General features: G+C 69.1%; 10 protein-coding genes and 1 rRNA gene. 9 read left to right on the top strand and 2 right to left on the bottom strand.

Translation table 11 applies throughout. The features are described 5' to 3' along the window. The first annotated feature begins 75 nt into the window (after nt 1-75). The 5 genes from ACXNSR_RS15505 (at nt 76) to ACXNSR_RS15485 (ending at nt 5278) form a co-directional block, all read left to right on the top strand. Complete coding sequence (locus tag ACXNSR_RS15505) at nt 76-1446, top strand: phosphomannomutase/phosphoglucomutase (protein ID WP_458642600.1); 1371 nt, start codon at nt 76-78, stop codon at nt 1444-1446. 217 nt (nt 1447-1663) lie between these two features. Beyond that, nucleotides 1664-1849, top strand: coding sequence for a Trm112 family protein (locus ACXNSR_RS15500; RefSeq protein ID WP_327385137.1), 186 nt, complete (start codon nt 1664-1666; stop codon nt 1847-1849). A gap of 104 nt (nt 1850-1953) precedes the next feature. Further along, entirely contained in the window at nt 1954-3087 is a 1134-nt protein-coding gene (locus ACXNSR_RS15495; RefSeq protein ID WP_458642599.1) for an SIS domain-containing protein, read from the top strand. Between the two features lie 37 nt (nt 3088-3124). Continuing rightward, entirely contained in the window at nt 3125-4282 is a 1158-nt protein-coding gene (gene manA / locus ACXNSR_RS15490; RefSeq protein WP_458642598.1) for a mannose-6-phosphate isomerase, class I, read from the top strand. Nucleotides 4283-4354: 72 nt separating this feature from the next. Next, complete coding sequence (locus ACXNSR_RS15485) at nt 4355-5278, top strand: cation diffusion facilitator family transporter (RefSeq protein WP_458642597.1); 924 nt, start codon at nt 4355-4357, stop codon at nt 5276-5278. 75 nt (nt 5279-5353) lie between these two features. On the opposite strand, the gene lepB is transcribed toward ACXNSR_RS15485, so the two are convergent. Further along, a complete protein-coding gene (gene lepB / locus ACXNSR_RS15480) occupies nt 5354-6004 on the bottom strand; it encodes a signal peptidase I (RefSeq protein ID WP_458642596.1) in 651 nt (216 codons plus the stop codon). A gap of 380 nt (nt 6005-6384) precedes the next feature. On the opposite strand from lepB, the gene ahcY reads away from it, so the two are divergent. Beyond that, nucleotides 6385-7821: an adenosylhomocysteinase gene (gene ahcY / locus ACXNSR_RS15475; RefSeq protein WP_458642595.1), complete on the top strand. Its 1437-nt coding sequence runs from the start codon at nt 6385-6387 to the stop codon at nt 7819-7821. Nucleotides 7822-7920: 99 nt separating this feature from the next. After that, entirely contained in the window at nt 7921-8541 is a 621-nt protein-coding gene (locus tag ACXNSR_RS15470; RefSeq protein ID WP_458642594.1) for a hypothetical protein, read from the top strand. Nucleotides 8542-8545: 4 nt separating this feature from the next. On the opposite strand, the gene ACXNSR_RS15465 is transcribed toward ACXNSR_RS15470, so the two are convergent. Continuing rightward, nucleotides 8546-9445: an RDD family protein gene (locus tag ACXNSR_RS15465; protein ID WP_458642593.1), complete on the bottom strand. Its 900-nt coding sequence runs from the start codon at nt 9443-9445 to the stop codon at nt 8546-8548. Nucleotides 9446-9559: 114 nt separating this feature from the next. Here ACXNSR_RS15465 and ACXNSR_RS15460 point away from each other — a divergent pair, with 114 nt between their 5' ends. Then, a complete protein-coding gene (locus ACXNSR_RS15460) occupies nt 9560-10567 on the top strand; it encodes a stage II sporulation protein M (protein ID WP_458642592.1) in 1008 nt (335 codons plus the stop codon). A gap of 607 nt (nt 10568-11174) precedes the next feature. Further along, nucleotides 11175-12698: ribosomal RNA gene (locus ACXNSR_RS15455) — 16S ribosomal RNA — on the top strand. Nucleotides 12699-12792 lie beyond the last annotated feature (94 nt).

Raw genomic sequence — 12792 nt, 5'->3', positions numbered from 1 at the left:
CCGGCGGTCTGAAGAGCTGCTCCTGGTTCAGGGTAGGTTTTGCTGAACCGCACAGGACCTTCAGGAGGGCAGGCAGTGGCCGCAGATCTTTCGAACATCGTCAAGGCGTATGACGTGCGTGGCGTCGTGCCGGACGAGTGGGACGAGTCCCTGGCCGAGCTGTTCGGTGCCGCGTTCGTGGAGGTCGTGGGCGCTGCGGCGATCGTGATCGGTCATGACATGCGTCCGTCGTCGCCGGGTCTGTCGGGGGCGTTCGCGCGGGGTGCGGCGGCGCGTGGGGTGGATGTGACGCTGATCGGTCTGTGTTCGACGGACCAGCTGTACTACGCGTCGGGTTCGCTGGGTCTGCCGGGTGCGATGTTCACGGCCTCGCACAATCCGGCGCAGTACAACGGGATCAAGCTGTGCCGTGCGGGTGCGGCTCCGGTGGGTCAGGACACGGGTCTGTCGCAGATCCGGGCGCTGGTGGAGAAGTGGTCGGACGAGGGCGCCCCCGCGGTCCCCGAGGGCACCGTCCCCGGGACGGTGACGGAGCTGGACTCGCTTCCCGGTTATGCCGCGCACTTGAAGGGTCTGGTGGACCTGGGGTCGATCCGGCCGCTGAAGGTCGTGGTCGACGCGGGCAACGGGATGGGCGGTCACACCGTTCCGACCGTCTTCGAGGGTCTGCCGCTGGATGTGGTGCCGATGTACTTCGAGCTGGACGGCACGTTCCCGAACCACGAGGCGAACCCGCTGGACCCGAAGAACATCGTGGACCTCCAGGCCCGTGTCCTGGCGGAGGGTGCGGATCTGGGCATCGCGTTCGACGGTGACGCGGACCGCTGCTTCATCGTGGACGAGCGGGGTGTCGGGGTGTCGCCGTCGGCGATCACCGCCCTGGTCGCGGCGCGTGAGCTGGCCCGCAACGGCGGGTCGGGCACCGTGATCCACAACCTGATCACCTCGTGGTCGGTGCCGGAGGTCGTGCGGGAGAACGGCGGCACGCCGGTCCGCACGCGGGTGGGTCATTCCTTCATCAAGGAGGAGATGGCGAGGACGGGTGCGATCTTCGGTGGTGAGCACTCGGCGCACTACTACTTCAAGGATTTCTGGAACGCGGACACGGGCATGCTGGCGGCGTTGCACGTGCTGGCGGCGCTGGGTGGTCAGGAGGGTCCGCTGTCGGGGCTGGTGGCTTCCTACGACCGTTACGCGGGTTCGGGGGAGATCAATTCCACGGTGGGTGATCAGGCGGCGCGGCTGGCGGCGGTGAAGGAGGCCTTCGGTGACGTCGAGGGTGTCACGTTGGACGAGCTGGACGGTCTGACGGTGACGGCGGCCGACTGGTGGTTCAACGTGCGTGCGTCGAACACCGAGCCGTTGCTGAGGCTGAACGTGGAGGCCCGTGACGAGGCCACCCTGGCCAAGGTCCGCGACGAGGCCCTGGCCCTCATCCGCGCCTGACCATTTCAGCCCCGCCGGCGTTTGAGGCGCACACGGGGCTGCACCTGGGAGCCGGGCTCCGCCCACTCCAGCCCCGCCGGCGTTTGAGGCGCGGGCCGGGGCGGAGCCCGGGGCCCGGCTCCGGGCCAGGTCCGACCCGCCCGCACGACACCGCACCGCCGCGAACTCGGCGGTACGCTGACCTCGCCCCACCCACATGCCCGAAGGGAACCGCCCCATGCCGCTCGAAGCCGGCCTCCTGCAGATCCTCGCCTGCCCCGCCTGCCACTCGCCCCTCGAGGACAAGTCGGCGGACGAGACGACCCCCGAGCTGATCTGCACCGGCCAGGACTGCGGCCTCGCGTACCCGGTCCGCGACGGCATCCCCGTGCTCCTCGTGGACGAGGCCCGCCGCCCCGCCTGACCCTGCCCGCCCCGCCCCGCGCCGCGCAGGCAGACGCAGGCGCACACGCAGACGCTGAGACCGATTCCGCCACCCTGGATCCGTCAACACCGCCGGAGGCCGCCATGCTCGACGAGTCGCTCCTCGACGCACCGGACGATCTCGCCCGCGTCGACCGCCGGGGCCTGCTCCGCGGTGCGGCCGAGACCGGAGCCAGAGTCCGTACCGCCGCCCGGCACGCGACCGAGGCCGGCCTCGCCGACCTGCGCCCCGACGGCCGCCCGCGCTCCGTCCTGATCGCCGGGCCCGGCACCGCCGCCACCGGCGTCGCCGACCTGCTCGGCGCCCTCGCCGGAGCCTCCGCGCCCGTCATCCGGCTGGATCCCACCGGCGTCGCCCACGCCGCCGGCGCGCTGCGCTGGGCCCTGCCCGGCTGGGCCGGATCCGTCGACCTGCTGCTCCTCGCCACCACCGACGGCACCGAGCCCGGGCTCGCCGTCCTCGCCGAACAGGCGTACCGGCGCGGCTGCACCGTCGTCGCCGTCGCCCCCGAGCGCTCACCGCTGAGCGAGGCGGTGGACGGCGCGCACGGGCTCCTCGTACCGATGGCCAAGGCCCCGTACCAGGAGTACGACGAGTCCGCCGCGGCCGGACCCGGCGCCCTGTGGGCCCTGCTGACGCCGCTGCTGCTGCTCCTCGACAAGGTCGGCCTGATCACCGCCGCCCCCGACACCCTGCAGCTCGTCGCCGACCGGCTCGACCGTACGGCCGAACGCTGCGGGCCCGCCATCGCCACCTACTCCAACCCGGCCAAGACCCTCGCCGCCGAGCTGGCCGACTCCCTCCCGCTCATCTGGAGCGAGGGCACCGGCGCCGCCCCCGCGGGCCGCCGGTTCGCCGCCACCCTCGCCGAGCTCGCCGGCCGCCCGGCCCTGGCCGCCGTGCTTCCCGAGGCACTGCCCGCCCACGGCATCCTGCTCGCCGGCTCCTTCGCCGCCGGTGCCGACCCCGACGACTTCTTCCGTGACCGGGTCGAAGAGCCCCAGGCCCTTCGCGCCCGCGTCGTCCTGCTGCGCGACCGGCCGGCCGGTGGCCTCACCGCCGCCCCCGCCGCACGCGAGCTCGCCCACAGCCACGACACGGCGATCAGCGAGCTCGAACCGGAGGAGGGCGTCGAACTGGAGCAGCTCGCCGAACTCCTCGCCGTCACGGATTTCGCCACCGCCTACCTGGCGTTGGCTTCCGGCGGACACAGCTGAGGCACTGAAGTACCCAGCTCTATCCAGGAAGACGACGATGGACCGCCTGACGAACACGATCCGCCCCTACGCCTGGGGATCCACCACGGCCCTCCCCGCGCTCCTCGGTGTCGAACCCACCGGTGAGCCCCAGGCCGAGATGTGGATGGGAGCCCACCCGGGCGCCCCCTCCCGCATCGACCGGGGAGCGGGCGAGCGGGCACTCTCGGACGTCATCGCCGCCGATCCCGAAGGCGAGCTGGGCGCCGCCACCGTCGCCAAGTTCGGCCCCCGGCTGCCCTTCCTGTTCAAGATCCTCGCCGCCGGTGCCCCGCTCTCCCTCCAGGTCCACCCCGACCCGGTCCAGGCCCGTACCGGCTTCGAGGACGAGGAGCGCCGCGGGATCCCGATCGACGCGGACCACCGCAACTACAAGGACCCCAACCACAAGCCCGAGATGATCTGCGCGCTCACGGCGTTCGACGGACTGTGCGGCTTCCGCCCGCCGTCGGAGGCCGCGGACCTCCTCGCGGGCCTGGAGGTGGACAGTCTCAAGCCGTACGTCGACCTGCTGCGCGCACACCCCGAAGAGGCGGCCCTGCGCGAGATGCTGACGGCCGTACTGACCGCGGACCGCGCCGAGATGGCCCACACCGTGCACGAGGTGGCCGCCGCCGTCACACGCATCGGCGGCCGCTACACCCCGTACGCCACGCTGGTCCACCACTTCCCGGGCGACCCGGGAGTCATCGCGGCGATGCTGCTCAACCACGTCCGACTCCAGCCCGGCGAGGCGATGTTCCTCGGCGCCGGCGTCCCGCACGCCTACATCGACGGCCTCGGCGTGGAGTTGCTGGCCAACTCGGACAACGTGCTGCGCGCCGGGCTCACCCCCAAACACGTGGACGTGCCCGAGCTGCTGAAGATCGCGAGGTTCGAGCCGGGCGACCCGAACCTGCTGCGTCCCGAGGGCGACGCCGAGGAGGTCTACGAGACCCCCATCGACGAGTTCCGGCTCTCCCGCTTCCTCCTCGCACCCGGCGGCGCCCCGCACGTACTCCCGGACGGCGCCCCGCAGATCCTGCTCTGCACGGCAGGCTCCCCGCAGGCGGGCGAACTGGCCCTGACCCCGGGCGAGTCGGTCTTCGTACCGGCGGGCGAAAAGGTCGAACTGTCCGGAACCGGGACGATCTTCCGTGCCACCGTGGTGGTCTGACGCCGCGCCCCTCCCACCGGCTGCAACAATGTGCGGCCGGTAGTCAGTGGCTAGGAAGGACACCCTGCACCCATGAGCGCGTCGGGCGGTACCAAGGCGATCGTGGCGGCACTCGCCGCCAACCTCGCCATCGCTGTAGCCAAATTCGTGGCGTTCCTCTTCAGCGGCTCCTCGTCGATGCTCGCGGAAAGCGTCCACTCGCTGGCCGACTCCGGGAACCAGGGGCTGTTGCTCCTCGGCGGCAAGAAGGCGCAGCGCGAGGCGACGCCGCAGCACCCCTTCGGGTACGGGCGCGAGCGCTACATCTACGCCTTCCTGGTCTCCATCGTGCTCTTCACCGTCGGTGGCATGTTCGCCATCTACGAGGGCTACGAGAAGATCCACGACCCGCACCCGATCGAGGCCTGGTACTGGCCGGTCGGCGTCCTGCTCTTCGCGATCATCGCCGAGTCCTTCTCCTTCCGCACGGCGATCAAGGAGTCGAACGAGATCCGGGGCAAGCAGACCTGGACCCAGTTCGTCCGGCGGGCCAAGGCCCCCGAGCTGCCCGTCGTACTGCTGGAGGACCTGGGCGCGCTCGTCGGCCTGGTGCTCGCGCTCGGCGGCGTCGGCCTCGCCCTGCTGACCGGCGACGGCGTCTGGGACGGCATCGGCACCCTGTGCATCGGCGTCCTGCTCATCGCCATCGCGATCGTCCTGGCCGCGGAGACCAAGTCCCTGCTGCTCGGTGAGGCCGCCGGTGTCGAGGAAGTCGAGAAGATCAAGGCCGCGGTGGTCGACGGGGACGTCGTCACCCGCGTGATCCACATGCGCACCCTGCACCTGGGCCCGGAGGAGCTGCTGGTCGCCGCCAAGATCGCGGTCGAGGGCAACGACACCGCGACCCAGGTGGCCGACGCGATCAACGCCGCCGAGGCCCGCATCCGCGAGGCCGTCCCGATCGCCCGCGTGATCTACCTGGAGCCGGACATCTACCGCCCCGAGGCGGCCAAGTAGTCACCGAGCGGCCCCGAACACCCGAAGGCCCCCGCGAGCAGCAGCCCGCGGGGGCCTTCGGTACGACCGGGGCCCTCAGGCCCCCGGCGGCGGCACCAGCCCCGCGTACGCCGGGTGCACCGCGGTCGCTGCCGCCCGGCGGCGGAGCCGCAGCGAGACGGCGCCGAGCAGTGCACCGGCGCACAGCACCGCGGCGCCGACGAGCGCTGCGGACCGCAGACCGACGAGCAGCGGATCGCCCTGGTCGATCATCGTGCCCTTCACGTCCGACAAGGGCACGGTTCCGCCCTCCGAGTCCTCGAACCGGTAGCGGGAGTCGTCGGAGTTGCCGCGCTTGTCGCCCAGCACGAACAGCCGGCCCTCGGGCACCTTCACACTGAACGCGCCGGGCGACCCGGCCACCGGATCGCCGTTCAGGACGTACGGCTCGTCCAGCGGCTTCCCGTTCAAGGTCAGGGTCCGGTCCCCGGGCGTGTAGGCGATGCGGTCGCCGCCCACCGCGACCACCCGTTCCACGGACTGGTGCTGCTCGCCCCAGGCCGCAGAGTCGAAGAGCACCACGTCGCCGCGATTCACCTTGACGGTCAACAGGTTGAAGACCACCGACGAGCCCGTCGGGAGGGTCGGCTCCATGTGGCCCGACGGCATGACCTTCGTCGGCATGAAGAAGTACCCGCCCAGACCCCCGACGCAGCCCAGAAGCGCGCCCAGCACCAGCAGTGCCACCGATGTCACCCCCAGCCGACGTCCCGCCACCCGGCCCTGCATTCCCATGTTCCCGCCCCTGCCCTGTTCGATCCGACGTGCGGCCGAACTGTACGGGCCGGTCCCGCCGGTCTGCCGACGGGGTGTCACACCACATGAGGGGCACCGTCGGGGCGCCCGGAGGAAAGAGGGGCCAGTTCTCCGGCTGACTGGGGCAGACTCCGCCGATCGGTGTAGATTCGTGCCCAGTGTCAGACGTCGCTGCTGATGGCGGGTCGGGCGGTCCCTGCGACCGGCCGAGGGGAGAGAGGACCCCCGACGGACTGTGCTCGGTGTCCCGTCCCCAGGACGGCGCACGGCCCAGCCGTACCCACCCTCTCGAACCATGAGGAGCAGCACCCATGGACTTCAAGGTCGCAGACCTCTCCCTTGCCGCGTTCGGCCGCAAGGAGATCACCCTGGCCGAGCACGAGATGCCGGGTCTGATGTCGATCCGCGCCGAGTACGCGGAGGCCCAGCCCCTGGCCGGCGCCCGCATCACCGGCTCGCTGCACATGACCGTGCAGACCGCCGTACTCATCGAGACCCTCGTCGCCCTCGGCGCCGACGTCCGCTGGGCCTCCTGCAACATCTTCTCCACCCAGGACCACGCGGCCGCCGCCATCGCGGTGGGCCCGAACGGCACCCCGGAGAACCCGCAGGGCGTCCCCGTCTTCGCCTGGAAGGGCGAGACGCTGGAGGAGTACTGGTGGTGCACGGAGCAGGCGCTGACCTGGCCGAACACCCCCACCGGCGGCCCGAACATGATCCTCGACGACGGTGGTGACGCCACGCTCCTCGTCCACAAGGGCGTCGAGTTCGAGAAGGCCGGCTCGGCCCCGGACCCGTCGACGGCGGACTCCGAGGAGTACGCCCACATCCTCACCCTGCTCAACCGCACCCTCGGCGAGTCCCCCCAGAAGTGGACCCAGCTCGCGTCCGAGATCCGCGGCGTGACGGAGGAGACCACCACCGGTGTCCACCGCCTCTACGAGATGATGTCCGAGGGCACCCTGCTGTTCCCGGCGATCAACGTGAACGACGCCGTCACCAAGTCGAAGTTCGACAACAAGTACGGCTGCCGCCACTCCCTGATCGACGGCATCAACCGCGCCACCGACGTCCTCATCGGCGGCAAGGTCGCGGTCGTCTTCGGCTACGGCGACGTCGGCAAGGGCTGCGCCGAGTCCCTCCGCGGCCAGGGCGCCCGCGTCATCATCACCGAGATCGACCCGATCTGCGCGCTGCAGGCCGCGATGGACGGATACCAGGTCGCCACCCTCGACGACGTCGTCGAGACGGCCGACATCTTCATCACGACCACGGGCAACAAGGACATCATCATGGCCTCCGACATGGCCAAGATGAAGCACCAGGCCATCGTGGGCAACATCGGCCACTTCGACAACGAGATCGACATGGCCGGCCTCGCGAAGGTCGACGGCATCGTCAAGGACGAGGTCAAGCCCCAGGTCCACACCTGGACGTTCCCCGACGGCAAGGTCCTGATCGTCCTCTCCGAGGGCCGCCTGCTGAACCTCGGCAACGCGACCGGCCACCCGTCCTTCGTGATGTCGAACTCCTTCGCGGACCAGACCCTGGCCCAGATCGAGCTCTTCACCAAGCCGGAGGAGTACCCGACCGAGGTCTACGTGCTCCCGAAGCACCTCGACGAGAAGGTCGCGCGCCTCCACCTCGACGCCCTCGGCGTCAAGCTCACCACCCTGCGCCCGGAGCAGGCCGCCTACATCGGCGTCAAGGTCGAGGGCCCGTACAAGCCGGACCACTACCGCTACTGATCACCGGCTGATCAACCGCGGACGTACCTGAAGCAGGCCCCCGGCACATGTGCCGGGGGCCTGCCCCGTATCCCCTCCGATCCGAAGAAGTGTGCGCACATGCCCCGCGGCCGCTACTCGCTCCACGACCCGCACGACCACACCCCGCTCGGCGAGGAGCACTTCCACTGCGCCCCCGGACCCTCCGGCTGGCGCTACGTCTCCCAGCTCACCGGCCCCGACGGGGACCACCGCGGTTCCGTCGACCTCGCGATCGACGAGCTGGGCCGCCCCATCCGCATGGAGGTCAACGCCGGCAGCTGGCAGGTGCGGGGCGCCGCCATCGACGGCGTCACCTGGGTCCGTACCGACCCCACCGGCACCGAGGCCACCGAAGGCAACATCGCCGCCCCCGGCTTCACCGGCACCTCCCCGGCCTTCCTCGTCGCCACGGCCCGCCTGCTGCGCCCGACCCCCGGCGCCCCCGCCACCCGCGTCCGGCTGCTGGCCCTCACCGATCCGGTCCTGGCACCCCGTACGGTCGACCAGGCCTGGGCCCTCGTGGCCCGCCAGGAGCACCCCACGGACAGCGGACCGCTGCTGGTGGACGAGTACCGGGTCAGCGCCCTGGACACGGGCGAGGTCCACACGGTCCACATCGCCGGGGACGTGGTGCTCTCGGCCCCCGGCATCGAACTCGAACACCTGGAGACGCCGCCCTCGGCCTTCGAGGAGCAGTGACCCCTCAGGCGGGCGGCGCGAACCCGCCGGCCCGCGGAGCCTCCGCGGGCGCTGCGGGTGCCACGGGTGCGGGAGCCACGTAGGGCACCGGAGCCACGGCGGGAACCGGCCCCGCCACCGGCGCGGGCGCGGCCCCGAAGCCGGCAACGGCGGCGGACGGCCGGAACGCCCGGGCGGCGTCCCGCGACTGCCGCTCGTGCACCACGGCCATCAGGAACGCGGCGGCCGGCACCCCGGCCGGCGGCGGCGCCCCCGTACGCGCCACCAGATCGTCCGCGAGCCGCGCCGCCATGGCGGCGCCCACCTGCGGATCCAGCTGGTTCATCCGCGTCAGGTACTGGCGTATCGCCAGCCACAGCCCGTCCGGCACCGCCGACAGATCCAGCCCCGTGAACCGCCCCGCCAGCCACGGAGGCGGCGCGGGCACCGGCATCACCCGGGTCCCCGGCACCCGCTCCCGCACCACCAGGGTCCCCGCGAACACGTCCCCGAGCCGCCGCCCCCGCGCCGACGCCAGCGAGGCGATGCACGCGATCGACCCGAAGGTCAGGATCAGCTCCACCACCCCCATGGCCCCGCGCACCAGAGCGTGCCGGAACCGGATCGGCCCGCCGTCGTCCCGCACGACCCGCAGCCCGCAGGCGAGCTTGCCGAGCGAACGTCCGTGGGACAGCGTCTCCACCGCGATCGGCACGCCCACCAGGAACAGCAGGAAGTCCGCCACCGCGACGGCCGCCTGGGCGGCGTCGTCCAGCGAGGCGGTGGCCATGGCCAGCCCGACCGAGATGAGCACGTATCCGGTGACGTACACGGCCAGGTCCAGGAGGATCGCCAGCGCACGGCTCGGCAGCCGCGCCGGCCTCAGCCCCAGGACGACCGCGTCCCCCGTCACCAGATCGCTCACCGCAGCACCTCTCATGTGACCTGCCCCCGCCCCTACGGCCTCCAGTCTGCCAAGCTGACCACACTAGGAATAGGCAGTGGCCAGGGGACCTGGGACAGGGGAGCGGCAAACCGGATGGATCTCGACGTCTTCGTGACCGCACACCGTGCGGAGTGGGAACGCCTGGAGCAGCTCCTGGGCCGCGGCCGCAAGCTCACCGGCGACGAGGCCGACGAACTCGTCGCGCTCTACCAGCGCACCTCCACCCACCTCTCCCAGATCCAGTCCAGCGCCCCGGACCCGATGCTCACCGGACGGCTGACCCAGCTGGTCGCCCGCGCCCGCGCCACGGTGACGGGCACCCGCCGGGCGGGCTGGCGCGACGCCGCCCTCTTCTTCACGGCGGGCTTCCCGGCCGCGGTCTACCGCAGCCGTCGCTGGTGGATACCGACGGCCCTGCTCTCCACGGCGCTCGGCGTACTCATCGGCTGGTGGATAGCCACGCACCCGGAGGTCCAGAGCGCCATCGCAGCGCCCGACGAACTGAAGGCGCTCACGCAGCCGGGCGGCCAGTACGAGACGTACTACTCCAGCCACCCCGCGGGCTCCTTCGCCGCCCAGGTCTGGACGAACAACGCCCAGGCGGCCGCGATCTGCCTGGTCCTGGGCGCGTTCCTCGGGCTGCCGGTGCTCTGGATCCTCTTCCTGAACATGGCGAACCTCGGCGTCGGCCTCGGCCTGATGGCCTCCGCCGGCCGCCTCGACGTCTTCCTGGGCCTGATCCTTCCGCACGGCCTGCTCGAACTGACGGCGGTCTTCGTGGCCGCGGGCATGGGTCTGCGCCTGGGCTGGACGGTCATCGACCCGGGCCCCCGCACCCGCCGCGCGGCCCTCGCGGAACAGGGCCGGACCGCCCTCGGCATGGCCATCGGCCTCGCGGTGGTCCTGTTCATCTCGGGCCTGATCGAAGGCTTCGTGACCCCGTCGGGCCTCCCGACCTGGGCACGCATCACGATCGGCGTCGCAGCCGAGCTCGCCTTCCTGCTCTACGTCTTCATCCTGGGCGGCAGGGCCGCGCGCGCCGGCGACGTGGGCGACGTGGAGGAGGCCGACCAGACGGCAACGCTCCCGACCGCGGCCTGATGTGCGTACAAGCCTGTTGAGCTGCTAGTCTCCTCGTCGTCCCGCGAAGACCGTTGACACGGAGCGCGCGGGGAGGTAGATTCGAACGGTTGCCTCGAACTGGACAAGTTCGGCAGCGATGGTTTAAACTCTCTCTCACCCCTCAAACGGAATTGAATTCCAGTGGGGTACAACCGACTCCTCATTCAGGAATCAGAAGCCGGGGAAATCCGGTGGAGAACTTCTGATAGAGTCGGAACCGCCGGAAAGGGAAAGCGCGAAAGCGAAAACCTGGAAAGCGCCGAGGAAGTCGGACACGAAAGAGTCTGATAGAGTCGGAAACGCAAGAACAGAACGAAAGCCCGGAGGAAAGCCCCAGCGGATGTCGCGGGGGTGAGTACAAAGGAAGCGTCCGTTCCTTGAGAACTCAACAGCGTGCCAAAAATCAACGCCAGAAGTTGATACCCCGTCCACTCCGGTGGATGAGGTTCCTTTGAAAAAGACCTGTGAGGCTTCCTCGTGAAGTGCTTGCAGGCAACAACACAGCGAGGACGTTGTGGCGCGTCGGTCATATTCCGACATGACGTGCCCGCTCTAAGTGATGTGTGCACCCGATTACGGGTAAACATTCATGGAGAGTTTGATCCTGGCTCAGGACGAACGCTGGCGGCGTGCTTAACACATGCAAGTCGAACGATGAAGCCCTTCGGGGTGGATTAGTGGCGAACGGGTGAGTAACACGTGGGCAATCTGCCCTTCACTCTGGGACAAGCCCTGGAAACGGGGTCTAATACCGGATACCACTCCTGCCTGCATGGGCGGGGGTTGAAAGCTCCGGCGGTGAAGGATGAGCCCGCGGCCTATCAGCTTGTTGGTGGGGTAATGGCCCACCAAGGCGACGACGGGTAGCCGGCCTGAGAGGGCGACCGGCCACACTGGGACTGAGACACGGCCCAGACTCCTACGGGAGGCAGCAGTGGGGAATATTGCACAATGGGCGAAAGCCTGATGCAGCGACGCCGCGTGAGGGATGACGGCCTTCGGGTTGTAAACCTCTTTCAGCAGGGAAGAAGCGAAAGTGACGGTACCTGCAGAAGAAGCGCCGGCTAACTACGTGCCAGCAGCCGCGGTAATACGTAGGGCGCAAGCGTTGTCCGGAATTATTGGGCGTAAAGAGCTCGTAGGCGGCTTGTCACGTCGGATGTGAAAGCCCGAGGCTTAACCTCGGGTCTGCATTCGATACGGGCTAGCTAGAGTGTGGTAGGGGAGATCGGAATTCCTGGTGTAGCGGTGAAATGCGCAGATATCAGGAGGAACACCGGTGGCGAAGGCGGATCTCTGGGCCATTACTGACGCTGAGGAGCGAAAGCGTGGGGAGCGAACAGGATTAGATACCCTGGTAGTCCACGCCGTAAACGTTGGGAACTAGGTGTTGGCGACATTCCACGTCGTCGGTGCCGCAGCTAACGCATTAAGTTCCCCGCCTGGGGAGTACGGCCGCAAGGCTAAAACTCAAAGGAATTGACGGGGGCCCGCACAAGCGGCGGAGCATGTGGCTTAATTCGACGCAACGCGAAGAACCTTACCAAGGCTTGACATATACCGGAAAGCATTAGAGATAGTGCCCCCCTTGTGGTCGGTATACAGGTGGTGCATGGCTGTCGTCAGCTCGTGTCGTGAGATGTTGGGTTAAGTCCCGCAACGAGCGCAACCCTTGTCCTGTGTTGCCAGCATGCCCTTCGGGGTGATGGGGACTCACAGGAGACCGCCGGGGTCAACTCGGAGGAAGGTGGGGACGACGTCAAGTCATCATGCCCCTTATGTCTTGGGCTGCACACGTGCTACAATGGCCGGTACAATGAGCTGCGATACCGTGAGGTGGAGCGAATCTCAAAAAGCCGGTCTCAGTTCGGATTGGGGTCTGCAACTCGACCCCATGAAGTCGGAGTCGCTAGTAATCGCAGATCAGCATTGCTGCGGTGAATACGTTCCCGGGCCTTGTACACACCGCCCGTCACGTCACGAAAGTCGGTAACACCCGAAGCCGGTGGCCCAACCCTTGTGGAGGGAGCTGTCGAAGGTGGGACTGGCGATTGGGACGAAGTCGTAACAAGGTAGCCGTACCGGAAGGTGCGGCTGGATCACCTCCTTTCTAAGGAGCACAGTACCGATTGCAGACAAACGTTCTGCACGGTCAGCTCATGGGTGGAACGTTGATTAGTTGGCACGGTTTCCGAAACTCTCTG

This window comes from Streptomyces sp. NC-S4 (assembly GCF_054353315.1).
The sequence above is the reverse complement of the archived record's forward strand: the minus strand, read 5'-3'. Positions and strand labels throughout refer to the sequence as shown.

Bases quoted from the DNA above. Each gene is read 5' to 3' on its own strand.
- ACXNSR_RS15500 (WP_327385137.1), top strand. From the start codon at position 1,664: ATGCCGCTCGAAGCCGGCCTCCTGCAGATCCTCGCCTGCCCCGCCTGC.
- ACXNSR_RS15495 (WP_458642599.1), top strand. From the start codon at position 1,954: ATGCTCGACGAGTCGCTCCTCGACGCACCGGACGATCTCGCCCGCGTC.
- manA (WP_458642598.1), top strand. From the start codon at position 3,125: ATGGACCGCCTGACGAACACGATCCGCCCCTACGCCTGGGGATCCACC.
- ACXNSR_RS15485 (WP_458642597.1), top strand. From the start codon at position 4,355: ATGAGCGCGTCGGGCGGTACCAAGGCGATCGTGGCGGCACTCGCCGCC.
- ahcY (WP_458642595.1), top strand. From the start codon at position 6,385: ATGGACTTCAAGGTCGCAGACCTCTCCCTTGCCGCGTTCGGCCGCAAG.
- ACXNSR_RS15470 (WP_458642594.1), top strand. From the start codon at position 7,921: ATGCCCCGCGGCCGCTACTCGCTCCACGACCCGCACGACCACACCCCG.
- ACXNSR_RS15460 (WP_458642592.1), top strand. From the start codon at position 9,560: ATGGATCTCGACGTCTTCGTGACCGCACACCGTGCGGAGTGGGAACGC.